Source organism: Synechococcus sp. CBW1107, assembly GCF_015841355.1.
Classification (GTDB): domain Bacteria; phylum Cyanobacteriota; class Cyanobacteriia; order PCC-6307; family Cyanobiaceae; genus Regnicoccus_A.
The window spans coordinates 1,135,270-1,156,146 of record NZ_CP064908.1; the positions used below are offsets into that span (position 1 = coordinate 1,135,270).

Consider the following 20,877-nt stretch of genomic DNA (forward strand, 5'->3'; position numbering starts at 1 on the left):
GACCACGGCTCCCGCATCCAAACTCTCCCGCTCCAGCCTCAGCGCCAGCGCATCGGCCACCAGGCCCAGCGCAGCAGCTCGACAACCGCCCACAGCAGCAGACCACCCACCACCCATCCCGGCAGCCAGAGCAGGGGCACCAGCGGCCGCAGCAGATAGACCGCCACCGCCACGCCGAGCACCAGAAGAGCCCGGCGCCGCCCGGCGGCGCCGGGGAGGGTGCTCGACCAGCGGGGCCTGGTGATCGGCAAAGGCCTAACCGGGAGAGGCGAACCCCAGAATGCCAAAGCCCCAGCGGCCTGCCCCGCCCTGTCCGTGCCGAACCCGTCCCCTGCCGGCCGCCGCGGGCCGCTGACCCTGGCCCTCACCGTGGCGGGCAGCGCCGCACTCCTGCTGCTGGGGCGCCAACTGCTCCTGCAACGGTCTTTGCTCACCCCCGAGACCTCGGCTCTCAGTCTGGAGAGGATCCGCCGCTGGGATCCCGATCCCGAGCGACGCCGGGAGGCCAGCCTGCTGCTGCTGCCCGCCGGCAGCAGCGACGACCCATCCCGCCAGAGCCGGCTGCTGCAGGGACAGGGCTGGGGGCCTGGCCCGCTGGCCCCTGTGGCGCTGAAGCGTGCGGCTCTGGCCCGGGAAGCCCAGGGCCTGTCGGCCACATCCGAGTGGAAGGAGCTGCTGCAACGGTTCCCGCAGGCGCCCCCCAGCGCCGACGCGCTGTATTCCCTGGGCCGTGAGGACCCTCACCAGCGCATGGAGCTGCTGCGCCGGTTCCCCGCCCACCCCGCGGCCCTGGCCGCCGCCCTGGAGCTGGGTCCCCAGCCCGCCCAGCGGCAGCAGGGGGCCCTGCATCTCGCCCGCTGGGGTCCGCGCTGGCCTGGCGCCGGCCTGCGCCTGCGCCAGATCTGCGCCCAGCCGGCGGCGCCTTTGAGCACGGCCCAGCGAGGCACGCTGGCGCAGGGCCTCGCCCGCCTCGGGGATGGCAGCAGGGCCCTGAGCTGCCTGGGACCGGGGCGGGCCGAGCCCGGCCAGGAGCTGGAGATCGGCCGCGTTCTGCTGCGGGGAGGCCCCGGCGAGACCAAAGCCGGGGTGGCGCGCCTGCTGGCCCTGAGCCAGGGCCACAGTCAGCGTCCCGAGGCCCTCGAGGCTGTGCGTGTGCTGGCCCAGACCCCAGCCCCCACGGTCACCCCAGCCCAGTTGCTCCAGCTGCCGGAGCCCCTTCGCCGGAGCGCGCCGGTGCAGGCGCGCCTGGTGCTGGATGGCGGTGGCGACTGGCGCCCCGTGCTGAAGCGCTGGCCCGGGGATCCCGCCAGCTGGGACCTGCAGTGGGATCTGGCCCGCGCTGCCCTGCTGGAGGGGAAAACGGCCGAAGCCCTGGCACTCCTCGAGGCCCTGCCAGCCGCCACCCTGCCGCCGCCCCTGGCGGTGCGCCAGCTGTTCTGGCTGGGCATGGCCCAGCACCAGCTGGGGCAGCGTGATGCCGCCCGCCGTAGCTGGCAGGCGGTGCTGCAGCGCCTGCCCTGGAGCTATTACGCCTGGCGCAGCCGGGTGCAGCTGGGCGAACGGCCCGAACTGCGGCTGACCGCCAGCGGACCCATCCCTCTGGCGTCTGAACGCTGGCGCCCCCTGGAGAGCGGTCAGCCCGACCTCGACCGGCTCTGGCGCCTGGCGCTGAACCTGGAGGCCTGGGAGCACTGGCGGCAGCAGCGCCCGTCGGCCACCCCCGGTTCCCCCCAGGACCTGACCCTGGAGGGGCGGCTGCGGCAGGGGGTCGGCGACGACTGGACCGGCCTCGGCCAGCTGGATGAAGCCAGTCTGCGCTGGGCCGGAGGCGATTGCCCGACCACCCTGCCCCTGCAGCGGGCCCTGCTGCCTGTTCGCCACGGCGAAGCCTTCAGCACGGCGGCGGCCCGCCATGGATTGGATCCCACCCTGCTGCTCGCCGTGGCCAGACAGGAATCACGCTTCACCCCCGGAGTGGGATCGGTGGCGGGGGCCATCGGCCTCCTGCAACTGATGCCGGAGACGGCGGCGGAGCTGGCGGGTGGCGCGGTCAGCGGCGATCAGCTGCGCGAGCCCGCCTTCAACGCCGAGCTGGGGGCGAGGTACCTCAGTCAGCTGCTCAGCCTCTGGCAGGGCGATCCCTTCCTGGCGATCGCCAGCTACAACGCGGGGCCGGGGGCGGTGGCAGGCTGGCGCGACGCCAGGGTCAAGAGCAGCCCGGAGCTCTGGGTGGAGGCGATCCCCTATCCGGAAACCCGTCTCTACGTCAAGAAGGTCCTGGGCAATCTCTGGGGCTACCAGGAGAAGCCCAGGCGAAGCTGTTGAAACCGTCTCAGGAGGTCCCCGTCAGCGTTCCCAGCAGGCCTTCCAGCTTCAACCGACGGCCGATCCAGACCCCGAGCATCACATATCCCGAGAGCGCGAAGGCCGTGAACAGGGGTGAAGGCACCACACGGATCCGGGTGAGATCCAGACGGGCGAGCAAGACCGCCGCGGCCAGGATCAAGACATCGGCGAGGGCACTGAGATGCAGGAGATAGAGGCCGCCGATGGTGGCCAGCAACAGGCTGACGATGAGGGTGATCACCCGACTGGCCGCCATCAGCACCGAGAGCTGACTCACGAACAGATTGGGGACCGAAGCCACCACAACCACCACCGTGGCCTGCAGGCATTCCATGGCCCAGTACACACCGTGGACCGGATCGCGCTCAGGGTGCACCAGGTCCTGGATCGGAGCATTCACCACCCAATGGACGCCCAGGTAGACGCTCACCAGCAGGAGCACGAGCAGGAACGGCGCCCGCAGGGGCAGCAGGGCCAGGCGCAGGATGCCGCCGACCACGCCGCTCATCGGGCCTCCAGCACCAGCTCGATGGCGTCCACGGGGCAGCTGGGGATGCACTGCTCACAGACCAGACAGTGCTGGGCTCGGAATTCCAGTCGCCAGGCCGGCGGACGGCTGCGCAGGGCACCGCTGGGGCAGACGCTGGAGCAGATGCCGCAATCGACGCAACGGCCGCGGTCGATGCGGATCTCTCCGGGAGCGCGGTCAAGACCCAGACCCAGATCCTCCAGCCACTGCTCGGCGGCATCGAGTTCGTCGATGTCGCCCGAGAGCTCCACCACCATGGTGCCGCTCTGGTTGGGGGCGATCTGGGCCCGCAGGATCTTGGCGGCGATGTCGAAATCCACGGCAAGCCGGTAGGTGATCGGGTGATGCACCGTTTCGCGCGGGAAGTGGATGGTGAGGCGACGCTTCACCGCAGCCTGGAGAGGACACCAATGCTATCGAGCCTTTCCAGACGGGGTTCCGGGCAGGGATCCCGGCAGTCCCGCCAGAACTGCCAGAGTGCCAACGCTTCAGGTCCCATCCACGCCTCGATGACTCTGCCCGACCCCGCGGCTGAAGCCAGCTCCCCCCTGGGTCGGCGCGAGCGGATGGTGCTGGCCGCCATCGCCGCCGCCCTGGCGCTGCTGCTCTTCTGGTTGCGCGGGGGCCTGCAGCCCCAGGCGCCGCTGGAGCAGCTGGCCCGGCGTTCGCCGGAGTTGCCGCTGGCCCTCGCCAGCGGTCGGCCGACGGTCGTGGAGTTCTACGCCGACTGGTGTGAGGCCTGCCGCTCGATGGCCCCGGCGATGGCGGCCCTCGAGAGCGAACACCGCGGCGACCTCAACGTGGTGCTGCTGAATGTGGACAATCCCCGCTGGAGCCCGGAAATCGATCGCTACGCGGTGAACGGCATCCCGCAGCTGGAGCTTTTCGACCGTGGCGGCCACGCGATCGGCCGCTCCCTGGGGGCCCGCAGCCGCCCCGAGCTGGCCTCGATCATGACCGCTCTGATCGAAGAGACTCCCCTTCCCCCGCTGGCGGGCGTTGGCAGCCTCTCGCCCCTGACGGGCGGAGAGGGGCCGGGCACGGGTCCGACCACACCAGCCCAGGCCCAGGCCGGCCCCCGCAGCCACGCCTGACTCCACCGCCACCTCTCCCCTGCCCGCAGCCCCATGGACCGTTTCCGGGTCGAGCTGATCGCCGCCACTCCCAACCCCCAGCAGTGCGTCTATGCCGCCATGCACCAGGACTACAGCGAGGGGTTCGTCGCGGCTGACCGCGCCGAGTGGCCCGATGAACGCACGGCGGGCGAGATCTGCGTCAAGCGCCTGCTCTCCGGCGAACGCGGCCATTACGGCCCGCTGGAGCATGCCCAGATCGTGCTCAACGTTGGCTGGTTTCCCCACTCCGTGATGCAGCAGGCCCGCACCCACCGGGTGGGGGTGAGTTTCGATGTGCAATCCATGCGCTACACCGGCGATCGCATCTGCAAAGCCGCCGATGGCAGCCTCGATCTCGAGGAGGTGTTCTATCTGCGCCCGATCGGCGATTACAGCGACCGCCAGGGCAAGAAGTACAGCTACGACGAGATCCAGCGAGGACTGGACCTGGAGCTCTGCCGCCAGGCTGCGATGCGCTACCGCGACCTGCTGGCCGCCGGCTTCGCCGAGGAACATGCCCGCGGCATCCTCCCCTTCGATTACCGCCAGCACTTCGTGGTGAGCTTCAGTCTGAGGGCCTTCCTGCATTTTCTGGACCTGCGCGCCAAGCTGGATGCGCAGCTGGAGATCCGCCAGCTCTGTGATCTGATGTGGCCCCATCTGGAGTCGTGGGCTCCAGAGATCGCCGCCTGGTACAGCCGCGCCCGCCTGCACAAAGCGCGCCTGGCCCCCTGACCGACCTGTGCCTGGAAGCCCCTCAGCCAGCCCTGCCATGCCACCGCTTCCTCTGCTGCTGCTTCTGTTGCTGATCGCACCGGCGGCTCACGGCCAGATGCTGATCGACGCGATGGGGGCGGCGGCGATCCAGGGAACACTGCAGGGAGCCTCCGCTCCGGGCTACACCAACCTGCTGCGCTCGGTGGAGGGGAGGATCCAGGGCCTTGGCGCCGGCAGCAGCGGCGACTCCTTCGCAGGCCCGTCGGCCGTCCGGAGCTCCACACCGATAGCGCCGGCTTCTGTGGCGAGAAGCGGTCCAGGCGAACCGGGCGCCGAAACCCACTTCGTGGTGAACAGCCGTGTGATCCGCCTCTGCCCGAGCGGGCTCCCCTGCATCGGCCAGGTGCGCCGGGCCATGGGGATGCCCTGAGTCAGGCCTTGGCCAGGGTCAGACCCTGGCCAGAGTCACGCGCTCCGGCTGATGCTGATACTTGCCGGCGCGATCCTGGTAGGTGGTGTCACAGGGATCTCCTTCGAAGAACAGCAACTGGGTGATGCCCTCATTCGCGTAGATCCGGCAGTCCGCACCGGATGAATTGCTGAATTCGAGGGTGAGATGCCCCTCCCAGCCGGCCTCCGCCGGCGTGGTGTTCACGATGATGCCCAGCCGGGCGTAGGTGCTCTTGCCCAGGCAGATCACGGTGATCGTCGGCGGAACCTTCAGCTTCTCCAGGGCCACGCCGAGGCCGTAGGAATGGGCCGGCAGGATGAAGTACTCCCCATCCTCGTCATGGTGGAGGGGGGCGGGCTCCAGGTTGCCGGGATTGAACCGCTTCGGGTTCATCACCGTGCCGGGCACATGGCGGAAGATCAGAAACTCCCGCGGCGAGAGGCGCAGGTCGTAGCCGTAGGAGGAACAGCCGAAGCTCAGCACCGGCCGGGTGGCGGTCTCCGGCTCCAGATGCCTCACCAGGGTGGGCTGAAAGGGCTGGATCATCCCTTCCGCGGCCAGGGCATTGATCCAGCGGTCGTTCTTCAGCATGGGGCACCTCCCCGCCGCAGCTGGGTGACCTGATCGGCCATGGCCAGCAGTTCCAGGGGGATGGACGGTCCTGTGAGGATCACATCCAGGTGGGCTGGCCGTTGCTCCAGGGTGCTGATCACCTCCTCAGCGGCGAGAAAACCCAGCTCGATCGCCAGTCCCAGTTCATCGAGCACCATCAGCTCCACGGCGGCCCCCAGCAACTGGTCGCGGCTGAAGGCCCACACCTCCCGCACGGCGGCATGCACGGGTTCCGGCTCCAGGTCTGCAGGCTGGGTGAGACAGGAGGGCACGGCCGGGCGCAACCACTGCAACCGGCCACAGAGCCTGAGGCTGTGCTCAGGCCCCTGGTCGACCCCCCCCTTGAGGAACTGACTGATCAGCACCCGGCTGCCCAGTCCCGCACTGCGCAGGGCCTGGCTGAACACCCCGTCGAAACTGCCGCGGAACGAGGCGGTGTGCACCTGAAGCAGACCTTCGGGCCTCGCGGGCAGCGGCCGGGAGCGGGGCGGCAGCGGCCGGGACGTCCCGGCGGCGCGCACGGGATGACGCGACTCGGCGGAGGCATTGCGCAGGCTGGCCGTCATCAACACCCCAAGGGAAGCCGAACCCGAATGTAGCGGTGTCCTGGCCGCCAGCAAGGCTGAGCCACCATCCCTAGCGCGAACACCCGTACTGCACCCATGGGCGAAGCCCGGCCGGACCTGTGTGGATGCAATTCATTAGTGTCGGTGACTACAGGGCTCGCCATGGGCGATCCTTACCGTCCATCTCACACCTGCTCCGCCGAAACATGGTTGGCGCGATGCGCGGATTCAGTCGCACGGGCGGCCCAGCGACACCAGCTCCCGTGGGCCTCGCCGCGGCCGCGAGCGGAGCGAGCACGCTCCTTGATGTGATGCGCGGCCTGAGCGGCTGCGTGATCGAAACCGTTGAGCGGGGTAAGACGATCTTCTTTCCCGGTGATCCGGCTGAGCGGGTCTATCTGCTGCGCCGGGGGGCCGTGCGTCTCTCGCGGGTGTACGAATCGGGTGAAGAAATCACCGTGGCCCTGCTGAGGGAAAACAGCCTGTTCGGGGTGCTTTCCCTGCTCACGGGTCAGCGTTCGGATCGCTTCTACCACGCGGTGGCCTTCACCCGGGTGGAACTGGTGGCGGCCCCGGCGGGTTCGGTGCGGCGGGCCATCGAGCAGGACTCCAGCGTGGGCCTGCTCCTCCTGCAAGGCCTCTCCTCGCGGATCCTGCAGACCGAGACGATGATCGAGACCCTCACACACCGGGACATGTCGTCAAGGCTGGTGAGTTTCCTGCTGGTGCTCTGCCGTGATTTCGGAGTGCCCGGGAGCGAAGGCATCACGATCGACCTTCGCCTCTCCCATCAGGCGATCGCCGAGGCCATCGGCTCGACACGGGTGACGATCACCCGTCTGCTGGGCGATCTGCGCCAGGCAGGACTGGTGCAGATCGATCGCAAGAAAATCACGGTCTTCGATCCGGTGGCCCTGGCCAAGCGCTTCAGCTGAACCGGTTGCGACCGCGGTTGATACTGGACCTTCCCGCACGGTGCTGTGTCCGGCTGGCTGCTGATTCTGGCCCTTCTGGCTCTCGGGGGGGTGTTGGCCACCCTGGGGGATCGGCTGGGCAGCCGGGTGGGGAAGGCCAGACTCAGTCTGTTCAACCTGCGGCCACGCAAGACGGCCGTGCTGATCACGGTCCTCACAGGCAGCCTCATCAGCGCCGTCTCCCTCGGACTGATGCTGGCGGTGAGCGAGCGCCTGCGCGTTGGACTGTTCGAACTCGATGCCCTGCAGGCCAGGCTGCTCGACAGCCGCACCACCCTGCGCCGCAGTGAGCAGAACCTGCGACGCAGCCGCCAGGAGCAGGCCAGGGTGGAAGCGGCGCTGCAGCGGGCGCGCCGCGATCGGGAGCAGACCAGGCGTCAGCTCACCGCCGCTGAGATCCAGACGCGCCAGTTGCGCGGCGAACTCAAGCCCCTGCTGGCTCAGCGCCAGGACCTGCTGGTCCAGCGCGACCGCCTCAACCGGGACATCCGCGCCAGGGACCAGGACATCCGCAAAACCGAAACGGAGCTGGCCCGGGTGCGCGGCCTGATCACGGCCGGCGAAACAGAACTCAAGGGACTGGAGGAGAAACTGATCGCGCTGCGCCGCGGCGATGTGGTGATCAGCAGCGGACAACCCCTGGCCAGCGCCAAGGTGAACCCCCGCAACGCAACCGAAGCCAACGCCGCGGTCGTGGCACTGCTGCGTCAGGCCAATCTGAATGCCTTCCAGCGGGTGCTGCCCTCAGAAACCCCCAACCGCCAGATCCTGCTGGTGCCCCGCCAGGACATCGCCACCCTCGAATCTCGCATCTCCAGGGGCGGGCCCTGGGTGGTGAGCATCCTCTCGGCCGCGAACGTGCTGCGGGGCGAGGACCAGGTGCTGGGCTTCCCCGACCTCAGGCCTAACCGCCAGGTGCTGCGCAAGGGAGATCTGATGGCCTCCACCGTGCTGGAGGGCGATGAACGCTCCAGCGAGCAGGTCCGCAACCGCCTCAACCTGCTGCTGGCGGCCTCCTTCGCCAAGGCCCAGCGCCAGGGCTCGATCGCCGACGGTGTTCAGTTCGACGTGGCGGCCTTCAACCGGCTGGGGCGGGAACTGAGCGAGCGCCCCCCCGGGCAGACCGTGACCCTCGAGGCCGTGGCCGTCCGTGACGCCGAGACCCCCGATCCGCTGGTGCTCGACCTGCGCCTGAGCGAAGCCCCAGGCGAGCCACGGCCGGAGCGGCAGGGGCCTGGGCGGGGGCAGCCATGACGCGCCCAGCAGCACCGGGTCTTCCCATCCAGGGTGCCCTGGCGGGGCTCGACCCTGGGCGCAGCAAGTGCGGCCTGGTGCGCACAGACCGGAGCCGGAAGCAGCTGCTCGAAGCCCTGGTGATCCCTCCTGAGCAGGCCTGGAGGCGCCTGGAAGGCTGGCTGCTGCAAGGGGATGTGGAGGCTGTGATCCTCGGCAATGGCACCGGCAGCGCCAGCTGGCGGCAACGGCTGGAGCCGCTGGCGCCCGTGCTGCTGGTGGAGGAGCACGGGTCAACCCTGGCCGCGAGGGCACGCTTCTTTGAACTCCACCCGGCCCGCGGCTGGCGTCGCCTGTTGCCCCAGGGCCTGCGGCAACCACCCCGCGACTGGGATGACGTGGTGGCCCAGCTGCTGCTGGAGCGCCTGCTGGGTCACCCCCTGGCAGCGGCGCCGGAGACACGCTGAAACAGCCCTAGAACTTGGCCCGCACGGTGAAGGCATAGTCGCCGCCCGGTTCGAGCTGATAATCAACCTGGAGCAGGAAGCGCAGCAGCGCATCCTGAATCAGGGCACGACCCAGGGATGGCTCCACCGTCAGCTCTCCCCGCCCGAACGCCCAGCGGAAGGTCCAGTGGAAGCCGCCGGCCGCCACCTCGCCCTCCAGCAGCTGATGACTGAAGCTCTGATGCAGCACCCGCAGCTGGGCGGTGGTGGCGGGCAGGCGGCTCAAGGGATCAGGGCACGGGGCGGCAGAACGAAGTCAGCGTCAGAGAGGGTTGGGCTTAAAGCTGTTCAGACGGGTGCCGGCCCTCTCGTAACCCCAGCGGCGGATGAATCCGACACCGTCAAGCACTTCGGTCAGCACCTGCTGCAGCAACGGCAGCTCGTCAGCCTCGAAGCGGCCCAGCACATGGGAAATCGTACGGGCTCTGCGCAGAGCCGGGTCCAGCGCCGGCGCGCCGATGCCGATGCGCAAACGGGCGAAATCCTGGCTGCCCAGATGGTTGATGGTGCTGCGCAAGCCGTTGTGGCCGCCGGCACTGCCGGAACGGCGCAGGCGCAGGCGCCCCAGGGGCAGGTCCATGTCGTCCACCAGCACCAGCATCTGATCGGGGCGGAGCCCGAACCAGTCGAGCGTGGCCCTGATCGAACGGCCACTCTCGTTCATGTACGTGCTGGGCTTGAGCAGTCGCAAGCGATCGGAGCCCTGGCCGAGATCAGCGATGGTTCCATGCAGCTTGCCGTTCGCCCGGAACGAGGCACCGTCCCGCCGGGCGAGCTGATCCAGGACCATGAAGCCCACATTGTGGCGGGTCTGGGCGTACTTCTCACCGGGATTGCCGAGCCCGACCAGCAACTGCAGGTCGGCAGAGGGTGCGGCTGTGGAACTCATCGCGGGTGCCCGCCGAGGCACAGGCAGGCAACGGACTGCAGCACCAACCCTCAGCTGGATGGGGAGGCTTCAGACGTGACGTCCGTCTGCGATTCGGTGGAGGCGGGAGTGGACTCAACCACGGGCTGGGCCTCAGCCGTCATGGGCTCGGCCGCCAGGGCTTCGGAACCCAGGCTGGTGGCGGACACGGTTTCGGTGTCGACAGCCTTGCGGAACTCCTGCTCGAACTCTCGGGAGGCCGACTGGAACCCCTTGAGCGTGCGCCCGAGGGTGCGACCCAGCTCAGGCAAACGCTTAGGCCCGAAAACAAGCAGCCCGATGGCGGCAATCACCGCCATCTCAGGAAGACCGATCCCGAAGAAGTTCATGGAGGAGGGGTCTCAGATTGGGTGCGGCAGTGAGGGGAGATCCCGGCGATCAACCCATGCCGTTCCAGTTGACGGTGATGCCGTCGAGGAGCAGGGACCGGTTGTACAGCTGCAGGATCACCAGCAGGAAGACCAGGAACAACGCCATGAAGACGCCCATGACCGGGGTGGTTCCCCAGCCGGGTACGACCTTGCCGTACTCCGAGTTGAGGGGGCGCAGCAAATTTCCCAGGCGGGTGCGTTGGGCCATGGCTGTGGTGTCCTCTCTGGCACATGGGATTGGCTCGTTACTGTAAGGGTCAAGCGGCAGCAGGCGCAGCCCTCGTCGAGAGTTGTGACGGTCCGGCTCCCCCTCCGGACTTCGCCGCCGGCCTGTTCTCCACCAGCACCACCCTTGAGCGAAACCTCTCCGGCCATTTCCGTGGCGATCACCGTTCTGGTGGCGCTTCTCGCCCTCACCGGCTTCGGCGTGTACACCGCCTTCGGGCCACCGTCCAAGCAGCTCACGGACCCCTTCGACGACCACGACGACTGATCCGCCAGCTGGCCAGCTGCCAGGGCCCCACACGGGTGTGTCCTCCGCTGTCTGGCCAGGCGCTCTCCGATCCGGCAGGGGCGGTGAGCCGATCCCCCAGGGCATCGATCCGTTCGTGCACCTCCCACTCATCTCCAAGCTCCAGCTGCCGACGGCAAGGGGAGAGGTTCTGCACCGTCAGTCGGGCGAGGCCGCCGCTGACGTCGCCCTCGCCCTGGCTTTCAGCCACGAGGCTGATCAGGCGCAGGTCGGGATGACCCAGATGCAGCACCGATCCCGGCACCGAGTCGGACTCACCCCTGGCCGGGCGCAGCCAGCACGGCTCGCGGAAGCGCACCGCCGCCGCCGCCACCCCGGCCTGACGCCAGCCCTGAGCGCAGGGCATCAGGGCCAGGCACAGGCGCTGGGCTCCGTTGTCGGCGCCGGGATCAGGCCAGGTGGGCCCGCGCAACAGCGAGACACCCAGGGCTTCAGGGGTGCCTGAAACCCCTTGGGGGCCATCGAGCAGCACCGCCAGACCTCCGGTTGAGGACTGGCTCGCCAGCCAGCTGATCGCCGGCACCTCCCAACGGCTGGCTTCCCGCGGATTGGCGGCCGCAGCGATCCGCTCAATCACTCCCGCGCTGGTGTCGGCAGCCCAGCGCACGGCCGGATGCTGCAGCGGCAGCTCCAGACGGAGCAGTTCATGGCGCTGTCGCCAGTCGACCCGCAGGTTGAGCTCCAGCCAGGGGCAGCCGGCCCGCAGCTGCAGATCGAGGCGCAGGGCGCTGGCGCCGCAGCGGCCACGCCAGACCAGACGGGTGCAGAGCGGTCCGGCCTCCGCCAGCACCGGGCCCGGCTCCCAGTGGAGGGGCAGGGGGTGCTGGCGGTAATCGGCGGCCAGATCCCAGGCATCCCAGAACTCACCGCGATCAATCCAGCGCCGCCACTGCAGCGGCTCGGCCAGCTGAGGGCTGTGGTCGCCCCCCCAGAGCTGCTCGAGACCGAAGGGGCCGAGCTGGGCCCAGAGCAGGCCATTGCCCAGCCGCCAGCGCTCGCCGGCGGCGAGGGTCTCCAGCCGCACCGGATTCACGATCGAGGGGTCATGGCCAGCCTGGGGCGGCATGGCCCCGGGCGGCTGGCGCTGACGCCGGAGCTGGAGGGCCGCCACGCCGCCTGGAGAGGGCAGCTGCACCCAGTGGCCACCGGATGGGGCCGGCTGCGAGGGCAGGGGCTGCTCGCGCAGGCTCCAGTGGCCGGCCGGCAGGCGCAGGGTGAGGGGGGCGGCCGGCAGGGGCTGCAGCTGGGCCCACCACCACGGCTCCACCTCGCCGCCCATCCCCTGGGCAGGGGCCCCACCGCTCTCCAGCCAGGCCCACAGCGCCCGATCACGGCGGTGGGACGCCCGGCGGCGCGCCGCTCTCCACTGGGGTTCGGCCTGCTCGAACACCTCCGGGATGGAGGTGCCCGGCAGGATGTCGTGGAATTGCTGAAACAGCAGATCCCGCCAGCCCGAAGGCTCCAGGCAATGGCCCGGATCCCCGAGCAGAACGGTGGCGAGATCGGCCTCGCGCAGCAGCCGCTCCAGGGTGCGGTTGTGGCGCTTCTGGTCGGGGCGGGTCGTGGCGCAACCCCGGTGCAGCTCCAGGTAGAGCTCATCGCGCCAGACGGGCAGCCGGGCGTGCAGGGGCTCCAGCCGACGCAGATAGTCGCGCAGGCTGCCGTGCCGCTGGGGCGCCGTGGCGTCGTTGTCACGCCAGAGATCCAGCTGCTCCAGCATTTCCCGGGTGGGCCCACCGCCGTGATCCCCCACCCCCGGCAGCCAGAGCGCCTCAGCGACACCCGTGGCCGCCTGCCACTCCAACCGGTAGCGCTCCATGGCCAGCGGGTCGCCATCCGTTCCGATCGGGGCACTCATCAGAGCCAGCACCTCGGCGCCGCAGCGGCTGCGCCAGCGAAACAGCCGGTGCGGGAAAGGGGTGGTGGCGTTCCAGGCCAGCTTGTGGGTGCAGAACCAGCGCACCCCGGTGGCTGCGGCCACCGCCGGCAGACCTGCGGCGAAGCCGAAGCTGTCGGGAAGCCAGGCCAGATGATGCTCCCACTCGGGGAAGGTGCGGCGGCTGTAGGCCTGGCCCTCCTGGAACTGCCTCAGAAGCGAGGCCGTATCGACCAGCACGCAGTCGGTTTCCACCCATGGGCCATTGATCGGCTCCCAGCGGCCAGCCCGCATCGCGGAGCGGATCCGCCCGAACAGCTCGGGCCGGTGACGCTCCAGCCAGGCGTACAGCGCCGGTGTCGAATGGCCGAAGTGGAGCTCGCTGTGGTGCCCGATCAGGCCGAGGGCCGAGCGGAAGGTGCGCTCGGCGGCCTGCCAGGTGTCGGCCACGGGCCAGAGCCAGGCCAGGTCGAGGTGAGCATGGCCGAGCAGATGGAACCCGCCGGGTTCCCCCGGCGAGGCCTGCCGCAGCTGTGCGAGCTCCAGCCGCGTGAGCGCCAGCAGGCCATCCGGGTCAGCGGGATCCAGGGGTTCCGCCTCAATCCGGCTGAGCATCAGGGCGCCGTCGTCGTGGAGCGGACTGCGCAGCTCCAGTTCCAGAAGCAACGTCTCCCCCTCCCACCAGCGCTGGGGCAGGGCCCAGCGGCAGGAGCTGTCGAACAGGTCACCGCGGTGGACCGTGCGGCCGTCGACCCTGAGTTCGGCGGCGTCGGCCCACCAGCGCAACACCAGGCGAGCCAGGGCCGGTGCCCGGCCACGCCAGCTGGGGGGACAGCCCAGCTCCAGCACCAGATGCCGGGTCTGCCCACCGCGCGGCCAGGCCATCAGACCACGGGCGTGCCAGTCGGGACGATGGAGGCGGGCCCAGGGGTCGGCCAGAGCTTCCTGCCAGGCCCCATCAGCGCCACGCAGCCGCCAGGAGGAGAGCAGGTCCAGTCTCGAACGTGATCGAAACGTTTCAATCTCGGGGGGAAGCTGGGGATCCAGGCCCTGCGTCATCGATCCCGGCCATCAGCGACCCATAGGATGATGCCGCTGCCGCAGGGTCGTTCAGGCCCCACCTGGCGCCTGTCACTCCCTGTCACCCGCCGGACGGAACCATGCTCGCCCTCAAGATCTCCGTTTACTCGGTCGTTTTCTTCTTCATCGGCATCTTCGTCTTCGGCTTCCTGGCCAGCGATCCCAGCCGGACCCCCAGCCGCAAGGATCTCGAAGACTGAAAACCGTCCACTGAGGGAGGGGTCACTGCATCAAGCCGTCTGAGCAGCACACCCGCGCCATCCCTGGCATGGCAGGATCGGCCGCGGTCCTGGAGATGTGGTGCCCTCAGCAACGCTTATCCGGTGGACCATCGGACTGGTGGGCGCGGCAACCCTGGCAACACCGGCGGTGAGCCGGGCCCAGACCCTGAGCTCAGATCCCCCACCAGCACTCCAGAGTGAAGCCGGTGTCAGCGGCGGCGACCCGGCGGTCCCTGAAGGGAAGCCAGTCGATTCCGCCGTGGGATCGGTCGGCACAGGAGCCGACGGCACGACCAGCGAGCCCGGCGCCGCCCAATCCGAGCCCGCTCCGATCCCACGTCCGACTGAACCGGCAGGGGCTGAACCGCCTGTTCCCCCCGAAGACAAGGGAACAGCCGCCTCGGAACCTGCCGTCAAGACCCCTCCCAAGGAACTGGAGATCAGCGCTGATCAACAGGGGTTTGACCTGGTGATCAATCGCTACGTGGCCACCGGCAATGCCAAGGCCGTGCTGGCCGGCGGCCGGCTGATGGCGGAACGCCTCGAGTACGACACCACCACCCGCACCCTCTACGCCACGGGCAGCGTGCGCTTCTGGCGTGGCCAGCAGTACCTGCAGGGCAGCATGCTCCGCTACGGCCTGATCGAAGGCGAAGGCGAGATGGAGGATGTCTACGGAGTTCTCGACCTCGAAACCAGCCTGGAGGATCTCGACGTCGAGCAGGACCCCTCCCAGCCGCTCCCCGAGCCCCAGCCGATCGCCTGTCCGACGGTGCTGCCCGAGATCCCTGACTGGCACCCCCACCCCTGGAGTGCCACCCTCTGGGGCGGGCAGATGTTCCACTCCGATTTCGGCCAGACCTTCACCGGTCAGGGTGTCTTCCGGCCGGAGCGGGTCCTGGGCGCTGGCCTGCAGAAGCGACTGATCAAGGCCGGCCCCTTCGCCCTGGAGCTGGATTTCAACGCGCTCGGCCACTGGGCCTCGGCTCAGAAGGGCGGGCGCTACACCGGGCCGTTCACCGCCTCCGAGGTGGCCAACCTCTCCACCTCCGCCCAGAGCTTCGGCGAGTTCACCGGCGGCATCGGCCTGCGGGCCTGGCTGCAACCCTGGCTTAGCCTGGGGTTCGTGCAGGGGGTGAGCCTCAACACCAACCTCAGCAATTACGAGAACACCTACCGGGAGAAGTCGGCCCGGTTCCTCAATTATCTGGGCTTTGAGATCGAGGGATCCCTCTCGCCCCAGTGGTCGATGGTGGGGCGGATTCACCACCGCTCCGGAGCCTTCGGCACCTACAACGGCGTCCGGGAGGGCAGCAACGCCTACCTGCTGGGCCTGCGTTACCGCTTCGGGGGCGATCCTCCGCCCAAGGGTGATCCGCAGGCCACGCTGCGCCCGGCCAAGGGCTGCCCCAACCGTGGCGCCGAACCCCCGGACCGCCCCCGCTCCCTGCCCGAGGCCCTCGAGCAGGTGGCCATGGGCGGTGAGGCACCGCAGCCGGAGCAGGAGCCACCGACACCTGCCAGCGGCGCTGATGCGGCCCAGGGCACCCAGGGGAGCGGGAGCCGACCTTCGTTCCGGGCCATGCGCGACCAGGAACGCAAGCGCGCCGCCGCCGCCGCCGCGATCGAGCAGCGCATCTCCGAGGTGAGCAGACGGGAAGGGCTGGTGATCGAGCGCAGTCGTCAGGCTGGTGGTGCCAACGCGGTGACCACAGACCAGGACAGCGACTTCGGCCCGGCGCAGCCACCCCAGGTGCGGGGGCTGCGCTCGGACGAGAACCGCCAGGCGGTGCAGGGCACCCTCACCCATCTCCGCTATCAGGCCGCGAGGATCGTGCTCACCCCCAACGGCTGGCGCAGCGACCGCGCCAGTTTCAGCAACGACCCCTTCACACCGTCCCAGTCGTGGATGGATGCGGATCAGGTGGTGGTCACCCAGGACGCCAACGGCGATCTGCTGATCACCTCCAAGCGCAACCGGCTGATCCTGGAAGACCGTCTCGCCATTCCCGTGACCACGCGCACGCGCATCCGCAAAGAGCAGGAGGTGGAGAACCGCTGGGTGCTGGGGGTCGATCAGGAGGACCGGGACGGCTTCTACGTGGGCCGGCGTCTGCGGCCGATCCGGATCGGGGAGAAGGGAACCCTGGAACTGGAGCCCCAGTTCATGCTCGAGCGTGCCTACAAGGGCACCACCGACAGCTATCCCCTCCCAGGCGGCCAGGCCACCGGACCCTCGGTGAGCCAGGACAACACCCTGGGCGATCTGTTCGGCCTGGAGGCCAGGCTGAAGACGCCGCTGCTGGGATTCAACACCAGCCTGAATCTCGACATCTCCACCTTCAATCCCGAGAACATCGCCAACGGCACCCGCAGCTGGGGCCAGATGGATCGCAACATCAACCTCCCTCTGGTGGGCTCCACAACGGCCCGTCTCTTCGCGGCCTACCGCTTCAGGATCTGGAATGGATCCCTCGGCGAGCAGGACGTCTATTCGGCCTACGGCGCCTCCCTCGAGAAAGACGAGACCCTCCCCGACTGGGGCAAGCTCAGCAACCGCTATTTCTGGCGGGTGGGGCTGGGCAACTACCAGAGCAACGAGTTCCTCAGCAGCGGCAGGGAATCGAGAAACCTTGCCCAGCTCTGGCGAGCCAATGCGGTGGCTTCACTGAACAGCTCCCTGGAGCTGTGGCGCGGCCGTGAGCTGCCCTCCACGCCGGATGGGGCTCTGCGCTACTCCCCGGAGCCGATCGTCCCTGGGCTGACCCTGAACACGAATCTTTCAGGGAATCTGGCCTACTTCGGTGACGGCACCTATCAGAACACCTTCTCGATCTCCGGTGGTCCCACCCTCACCCTCGGTCACTTCAACAAGCGCTTCTTCGATTTCACCCAGCTCACGGTCACCGGTGGCCTGACCCTGCGCAACGGCCTCAGCCCCTTCGGTTTCGACGCAGCCGTGGATCTCGGCACCGTGGGCATCGGTCTCACCCAGCAGATTGCCGGTCCGCTGCTGTTCAACGGCGGGATCGGCATCAACGTGGACCCCTCCTCACCCAATTACGGCGAGTTGACCGGTTCCTACGTGGAGTTGCGCTGGCAGCGCCGTTCCTACGCCCTCAGCGTCTTCTACAGCCCCTATGAGGGCATCGGCGGGGTGCGGATCCGCCTCAACGACTTCGGCTTCAAGGGGACAGGGGTGCCGTTCGTCCCCTTCCGGCCTGAACTCAGTGGCACCGGAGGAGCACAACGGAACCCGTTCTGACTCTCAGGCCACGGCGGCGAAGCTGTCCAGATAGGGCAAGCGTGCCGCCGTCCGGCTCAGTTCCTCCTCGTGGGACAGCAGCTGGCCCGTGGCATTCCACTGGCCGCTGAGCAACATCTGCCGAGGGCCCGCGTCCAGCTCCAGGCTCCAGCGCTGCGCCGACTCCTCCAAGCCGGCAGCGGCCGGACCAAGAATCTCCGCCGTGGCCAGATCCAGCTGAAATCCGGCGGAGGGCTCGGCAAGGGCCTGCTGCTGCAGCGCCAGGATCGTGGCGTGATCACCGCTGAGGCAGGGGATCCCCAGAGCCAGGCAGTTGCCGAAGAAAATCTCGGCAAAACTCTCGCCCACCACCGCGCGGATGCCCCAGCGCATCAGGGCCTGGGGAGCATGCTCCCGGCTGGAGCCGCAACCGAAGTTGCGGTTCACCACCAGAATCGTGGCCCCCTGATGCTCCGGGCGGTCGAAGGGGTGGGAGCCCTCCAGCTCAAGGCGGTCATCGGCGAAGGCCCCCTCGGCAAGCCCCTCGAAGGTGACGCACTTGAGGTAACGGGCCGGAATGATCCGGTCGGTGTCGATGTCATCGCCGCTGAGGACGACGACACGGCCCTCAACAGCGGGAATCGGGCCGAAGGGGAAGGGGGAGTCAGTCACGGCAGCAGGGAAGGGGACACCGCCAGCGGCCTGGGGTCGGCAGAAACGGCGGCGAAAGCGGAGGGATTCTCCAGCAGCTCGCGCACATCACTCACCCGGCCGGTCACGGCGGCCGCGGCCACCATCGCCGGGCTCATCAGCAGAGTGCGGCCAGAGGCGGAACCCTGCCGACCCTTGAAATTGCGGTTGCTGGAACTGGCACTGATCTGGCGGCCCTCCAGACGGTCCGGATTCATCGCCAGGCACATCGAACAGCCGGGTTCACGCCATTCGAAGCCCGCCTCCTGGAACAGCCGGTCGAGCCCCTCCGACCGGGCCTGGGCCGCCACCTGCTCGGATCCGGGCACCACGAAGGCCTTGATGCCTGGAGCCACCTGTCGGCCCCGGGCCACCGCAGCCGCTGACCGCAGGTCACTGAGACGGCCATTGGTGCAGCTGCCGATGAAGCAGACATCCACCGGCAGGCCGCGGATCGGTGCTCCAGGAGCCAGATCCATGTAGCGATAGGCCTCCTCGGCGATCGGGCGCTCCTCCGCAGGCATCTGCTCAAGGGTGGGCACCGTCTCATCGACCCCGATCCCCTGCCCCGGGGTGATCCCCCAGGTGACCGTGGGTGCGATCGTGGTGGCATCGAAGCGCACCTCGTCGTCGTACACGGCGTCGGGCTCGCTGGCAAGGGTTCTCCACCAGCTCACGGCCCGCTCCCAGGCCACCCCCTCGGGCGCGAAGGGCCGGCCCTTGATGTAGGCGAAGGTGGTGGCATCAGGGTTGACGTAGCCGCAGCGGGCACCCCCCTCGATCGCCATGTTGCACAGGGTCATCCGCTCCTCCATCGAGAGGGCCTCGATGCAGGATCCGGCGAATTCGTAGGCGTAACCCACGCCGCCCTTCACCCCCAGGCTGCGGATCACGTGGAGGATCAGGTCCTTGGCGAACACGCCCGGCTGGAGGCTGCCCTCCACCACGATCCGCCGCACCTTGAGCTTGCTCATCGCCAGGCTCTGGCTGGCGAGCACATCGCGCACCTGGCTGGTGCCGATGCCGAAGGCGATCGCCCCGAAGGCCCCGTGGGTGGAGGTGTGGGAATCCCCGCAGGCGACCGTCATGCCCGGCTGGCTGAGGCCCAGCTCCGGGGCGATGACATGGACGATCCCCTGGCGGCCACTGCCGAGGCCATGCAGGGTGATGCCGTGCTCCGTGCAGTTGCGCTCCAGGGTGGAGAGCATCTCCTCGGCGAGGGAATCGGCGAAGGGACGGGCCTGGGACGTGGTGGGCACGATGTGATCGACCGTGGCCACGGTCCGCTCGGGGTGGCGCACACCCAGACCCAGCTCCTTCAGGGCTGCGAAGGCCTGGGGGCTGGTCACCTCATGGATCAGGTGCAGGCCGATGAACAGCTGGGTGGAGCCTCCAGGCAGCTCGGCCACACGGTGCCTGTCCCAGACCTTGTCGTACAGCGTGCCGGCGCTCACCACTCATCTCTGACGTCCAAAACAACCATACGAGGACCCTGCCCAGTCAGCGGCTGAGGACCTTGCCGGTTCAGCCCTGGGGCAGGGGCAGGGGCAGGCTGTCCTCGAGCAGGCCGAGTCGAGAAGCGAGCCAGCGGGTCGTTGTGGCCTGGATCAGGATCGTCATCAGAATCGCGATGAAGGTCACTGAGGCGATCAGTTTCGCTCCAGGTGCACCGATTCCGAGCAGCAGTCCAGCCAGGGCGCCGGGAATGACACCGGTCTCCCGGGTCCAGCACATGAACAGCAGCTCCTTGAGCGACCAGCGGGCCCGCCGGTCGGGGAGCGCGCAGAGGAACACGGTGAGCGGGCGGGCGACCAGCATGAACACAACAACGACTCCCACACCACCGATGAGATATTGGGTGATCAGGCCGAAATCAACCTGACTGCCCAGGAGGAAGAAGATGAACATGCGCATGATCAGAGCCGTGGTCGTCACGAAATCATCGAGTTTTTGCTGCTCACCCTCCTTCATGGCGAATCCGAACGCGTCCTTGTTCCCGACCATGAATCCGAAGACAAACACAGCCATGAACCCACTGGCATGCAGACCGCTCGCACTGAGGTAGGCCCCGATCACCGCCATGAGGGAAACGACTGGTGAATAGTCCTTCAGGAATCCGAACGTTTCATGGGCAATCAGTGTGGAGGCAAGATATCCGAGAAGAAGGCCGGCGACCAGACCGAAAAATGACTGATGCAGCAGTCCAAGCAGAGATTCGGACAGAGAAAACTGCCCTTGCCCCATCGCCACACCAAGAACGGCGAAAGTGAGGATGGCTCCGGTGGCATCGTTGAGGGCCGACTCGGACATCACGGTCTGGGCGACACGATCCCTGATTCTCACCTGACGGAACACTGGAACCAGCGTGGCTGGATCGGTGGAGGCTATGGCCGTGGCCAGGAGAAGGGCCTGAATCCAGGGAATACCAAGGAAATAAAATGCCGCCACAGCCGTGACGGCCGCAGTGATGAGAACACCAAACGTGGCGAGGCTCAGAATTGTGATCCAGACCTCCTTGAGCACAGGCAGGCGCAGTGACGCACCGCCGTCAAAAAGGATGTAACAGGAACCGAAGATCAACAACACCTGATTGAGCGTCGAATCCACCTTGATATCGAGAAGGCCGAGCATTTCTGGGCCAAGCAACGTTCCGATGAAAAGGAAGACAACAACATCCGGCACTCTCAACTTCTGCGCGAATACCGCGCTGGCAGAACCTACGGCCAGAATGATTCCGAACTGAAGCAGGATATGCTGGGCCAGATCAATGGATGGTGTCGACATTACCAGGGTGTTGTCATGGGTGAACTCGGTCTGAGCGACGTACAGAAGTCTAAGTCAGTCGATCACAACCTCCGGCGCATCAACACCATGCTGAGGCCGTAA

The 20,877-nt window shown here is 68.1% G+C and carries 23 protein-coding genes; 10 read left to right on the plus strand and 13 right to left on the minus strand.

What is annotated here, in order from left to right; genetic code table 11:
* Positions 1-38: 38 nt before the first annotated feature.
* Positions 39-251, minus strand: coding sequence for a hypothetical protein (locus I1E95_RS06055; RefSeq protein ID WP_197166294.1), 213 nt, complete (start codon positions 249-251; stop codon positions 39-41).
* Positions 252-315: 64 nt separating this feature from the next.
* Here I1E95_RS06055 and I1E95_RS06060 point away from each other — a divergent pair, with 64 nt between their 5' ends.
* A complete protein-coding gene (locus I1E95_RS06060; protein WP_231594897.1) occupies positions 316-2,325 on the plus strand; it encodes a lytic transglycosylase domain-containing protein in 2,010 nt (669 codons plus the stop codon).
* A 7-nt stretch (positions 2,326-2,332) separates the two neighbouring features.
* On the opposite strand, the gene I1E95_RS06065 is transcribed toward I1E95_RS06060, so the two are convergent.
* Entirely contained in the window at positions 2,333-2,854 is a 522-nt protein-coding gene (locus I1E95_RS06065; protein WP_197166296.1) for a hypothetical protein, read from the minus strand.
* Positions 2,851-3,264, minus strand: a complete 414-nt coding sequence (locus I1E95_RS06070) for an NIL domain-containing protein (protein ID WP_197166298.1) — start codon at positions 3,262-3,264, stop codon at positions 2,851-2,853. Before I1E95_RS06070 ends, I1E95_RS06065 begins: the two co-directional genes overlap by 4 nt.
* Positions 3,265-3,384: 120 nt before the next feature.
* Here I1E95_RS06070 and I1E95_RS06075 point away from each other — a divergent pair, with 120 nt between their 5' ends.
* The 3 genes from I1E95_RS06075 to I1E95_RS06085 are packed head-to-tail and all read left to right on the plus strand — an operon-like array spanning position 3,385 to position 5,137.
* Entirely contained in the window at positions 3,385-3,969 is a 585-nt protein-coding gene (locus I1E95_RS06075; protein ID WP_197166300.1) for a thioredoxin domain-containing protein, read from the plus strand.
* Positions 3,970-4,002: 33 nt separating this feature from the next.
* Positions 4,003-4,725: an FAD-dependent thymidylate synthase gene (gene thyX / locus I1E95_RS06080; RefSeq protein ID WP_197166301.1), complete on the plus strand. Its 723-nt coding sequence runs from the start codon at positions 4,003-4,005 to the stop codon at positions 4,723-4,725.
* Between the two features lie 37 nt (positions 4,726-4,762).
* Positions 4,763-5,137, plus strand: coding sequence for a hypothetical protein (locus tag I1E95_RS06085; protein WP_197166303.1), 375 nt, complete (start codon positions 4,763-4,765; stop codon positions 5,135-5,137).
* Between the two features lie 18 nt (positions 5,138-5,155).
* Here the strand turns inward: I1E95_RS06085 and dcd are convergent, their stop codons facing one another.
* Positions 5,156-5,749: a dCTP deaminase gene (gene dcd, locus I1E95_RS06090; protein ID WP_197166304.1), complete on the minus strand. Its 594-nt coding sequence runs from the start codon at positions 5,747-5,749 to the stop codon at positions 5,156-5,158.
* Positions 5,743-6,336 carry a cob(I)yrinic acid a,c-diamide adenosyltransferase gene (locus I1E95_RS06095; RefSeq protein WP_197166306.1) on the minus strand — a complete coding sequence of 198 codons (594 nt, stop codon included), beginning with the start codon at positions 6,334-6,336 and terminating at the stop codon, positions 5,743-5,745. Before I1E95_RS06095 ends, dcd begins: the two co-directional genes overlap by 7 nt.
* Before the next feature lie 206 nt (positions 6,337-6,542).
* Between I1E95_RS06095 and ntcA the strand changes: the two genes are divergently transcribed.
* Genes ntcA through I1E95_RS06110 form a run of 3 tightly spaced genes read left to right on the plus strand, consistent with a single transcriptional unit; the run spans position 6,543 to position 9,010 of the window.
* Entirely contained in the window at positions 6,543-7,271 is a 729-nt protein-coding gene (ntcA, locus tag I1E95_RS06100) for a global nitrogen regulator NtcA (RefSeq protein ID WP_197166307.1), read from the plus strand.
* Positions 7,272-7,316: 45 nt separating this feature from the next.
* Positions 7,317-8,564, plus strand: coding sequence for a DUF3084 domain-containing protein (locus tag I1E95_RS06105; RefSeq protein WP_197166308.1), 1,248 nt, complete (start codon positions 7,317-7,319; stop codon positions 8,562-8,564).
* Entirely contained in the window at positions 8,561-9,010 is a 450-nt protein-coding gene (locus I1E95_RS06110) for a resolvase (RefSeq protein WP_197166309.1), read from the plus strand. Before I1E95_RS06105 ends, I1E95_RS06110 begins: the two co-directional genes overlap by 4 nt.
* Before the next feature lie 7 nt (positions 9,011-9,017).
* Here the strand turns inward: I1E95_RS06110 and I1E95_RS06115 are convergent, their stop codons facing one another.
* Genes I1E95_RS06115 through psbH form a run of 4 tightly spaced genes read right to left on the minus strand, consistent with a single transcriptional unit; the run spans position 9,018 to position 10,556 of the window.
* Positions 9,018-9,275, minus strand: a complete 258-nt coding sequence (locus I1E95_RS06115; RefSeq protein ID WP_006172412.1) for a DUF3146 family protein — start codon at positions 9,273-9,275, stop codon at positions 9,018-9,020.
* A 36-nt stretch (positions 9,276-9,311) separates the two neighbouring features.
* The gene (gene pth, locus I1E95_RS06120) at positions 9,312-9,938 is read right to left on the minus strand and encodes an aminoacyl-tRNA hydrolase (protein ID WP_197166310.1); all 627 of its coding nucleotides are present in this window, start codon (positions 9,936-9,938) and stop codon (positions 9,312-9,314) included.
* Positions 9,939-9,988: 50 nt separating this feature from the next.
* Positions 9,989-10,306 carry a TatA/E family twin arginine-targeting protein translocase gene (locus I1E95_RS06125; RefSeq protein WP_197166311.1) on the minus strand — a complete coding sequence of 106 codons (318 nt, stop codon included), beginning with the start codon at positions 10,304-10,306 and terminating at the stop codon, positions 9,989-9,991.
* A gap of 49 nt (positions 10,307-10,355) precedes the next feature.
* A complete protein-coding gene (psbH, locus tag I1E95_RS06130) occupies positions 10,356-10,556 on the minus strand; it encodes a photosystem II reaction center phosphoprotein PsbH (RefSeq protein WP_006172417.1) in 201 nt (66 codons plus the stop codon).
* Between the two features lie 144 nt (positions 10,557-10,700).
* Between psbH and psbN the strand changes: the two genes are divergently transcribed.
* Positions 10,701-10,841: a photosystem II reaction center protein PsbN gene (psbN, locus tag I1E95_RS06135; protein ID WP_006172418.1), complete on the plus strand. Its 141-nt coding sequence runs from the start codon at positions 10,701-10,703 to the stop codon at positions 10,839-10,841.
* Here psbN and I1E95_RS06140 read toward each other — a convergent pair.
* Complete coding sequence (locus I1E95_RS06140) at positions 10,810-13,815, minus strand: alpha-mannosidase (protein WP_197166312.1); 3,006 nt, start codon at positions 13,813-13,815, stop codon at positions 10,810-10,812. The genes psbN and I1E95_RS06140 overlap by 32 nt on opposite strands.
* Before the next feature lie 101 nt (positions 13,816-13,916).
* On the opposite strand from I1E95_RS06140, the gene I1E95_RS06145 reads away from it, so the two are divergent.
* Both I1E95_RS06145 and I1E95_RS06150 read left to right on the plus strand, forming a co-directional pair.
* Positions 13,917-14,036, plus strand: a complete 120-nt coding sequence (locus tag I1E95_RS06145) for a photosystem II reaction center protein I (protein WP_006172424.1) — start codon at positions 13,917-13,919, stop codon at positions 14,034-14,036.
* A 139-nt stretch (positions 14,037-14,175) separates the two neighbouring features.
* Positions 14,176-17,322: a DUF3769 domain-containing protein gene (locus I1E95_RS06150; RefSeq protein ID WP_197166313.1), complete on the plus strand. Its 3,147-nt coding sequence runs from the start codon at positions 14,176-14,178 to the stop codon at positions 17,320-17,322.
* 3 nt (positions 17,323-17,325) lie between these two features.
* Here the strand turns inward: I1E95_RS06150 and I1E95_RS06155 are convergent, their stop codons facing one another.
* From I1E95_RS06155 to I1E95_RS06165, 3 genes are all read right to left on the minus strand, one after another.
* Positions 17,326-17,973, minus strand: coding sequence for a 3-isopropylmalate dehydratase small subunit 2 (locus tag I1E95_RS06155; RefSeq protein WP_197166314.1), 648 nt, complete (start codon positions 17,971-17,973; stop codon positions 17,326-17,328).
* Positions 17,970-19,445 carry a 3-isopropylmalate dehydratase large subunit gene (gene leuC / locus I1E95_RS06160; protein WP_197166315.1) on the minus strand — a complete coding sequence of 492 codons (1,476 nt, stop codon included), beginning with the start codon at positions 19,443-19,445 and terminating at the stop codon, positions 17,970-17,972. Before leuC ends, I1E95_RS06155 begins: the two co-directional genes overlap by 4 nt.
* Positions 19,446-19,515: 70 nt before the next feature.
* Positions 19,516-20,775 (minus strand): sodium:proton antiporter, encoded by a 1,260-nt coding sequence (locus I1E95_RS06165; RefSeq protein ID WP_197166317.1) that lies wholly within the window; start codon positions 20,773-20,775, stop codon positions 19,516-19,518.
* Between the last annotated feature and the right edge of the window lie 102 nt (positions 20,776-20,877).

Coding starts and splice junctions, on each gene's coding strand:
- I1E95_RS06065 (WP_197166296.1), bottom strand. CDS start 2,854: ATGAGCGGCGTGGTCGGCGGCATCCTGCGCCTGGCCCTGCTGCCCCTG.
- I1E95_RS06075 (WP_197166300.1), top strand. CDS start 3,385: ATGACTCTGCCCGACCCCGCGGCTGAAGCCAGCTCCCCCCTGGGTCGG.
- thyX (WP_197166301.1), top strand. CDS start 4,003: ATGGACCGTTTCCGGGTCGAGCTGATCGCCGCCACTCCCAACCCCCAG.
- I1E95_RS06085 (WP_197166303.1), top strand. CDS start 4,763: ATGCCACCGCTTCCTCTGCTGCTGCTTCTGTTGCTGATCGCACCGGCG.
- dcd (WP_197166304.1), bottom strand. CDS start 5,749: ATGCTGAAGAACGACCGCTGGATCAATGCCCTGGCCGCGGAAGGGATG.
- I1E95_RS06095 (WP_197166306.1), bottom strand. CDS start 6,336: ATGACGGCCAGCCTGCGCAATGCCTCCGCCGAGTCGCGTCATCCCGTG.
- ntcA (WP_197166307.1), top strand. CDS start 6,543: ATGGTTGGCGCGATGCGCGGATTCAGTCGCACGGGCGGCCCAGCGACA.
- I1E95_RS06110 (WP_197166309.1), top strand. CDS start 8,561: ATGACGCGCCCAGCAGCACCGGGTCTTCCCATCCAGGGTGCCCTGGCG.
- pth (WP_197166310.1), bottom strand. CDS start 9,938: ATGAGTTCCACAGCCGCACCCTCTGCCGACCTGCAGTTGCTGGTCGGG.
- I1E95_RS06125 (WP_197166311.1), bottom strand. CDS start 10,306: ATGAACTTCTTCGGGATCGGTCTTCCTGAGATGGCGGTGATTGCCGCC.
- psbH (WP_006172417.1), bottom strand. CDS start 10,556: ATGGCCCAACGCACCCGCCTGGGAAATTTGCTGCGCCCCCTCAACTCG.
- I1E95_RS06140 (WP_197166312.1), bottom strand. CDS start 13,815: ATGACGCAGGGCCTGGATCCCCAGCTTCCCCCCGAGATTGAAACGTTT.
- I1E95_RS06145 (WP_006172424.1), top strand. CDS start 13,917: ATGCTCGCCCTCAAGATCTCCGTTTACTCGGTCGTTTTCTTCTTCATC.
- I1E95_RS06165 (WP_197166317.1), bottom strand. CDS start 20,775: ATGTCGACACCATCCATTGATCTGGCCCAGCATATCCTGCTTCAGTTC.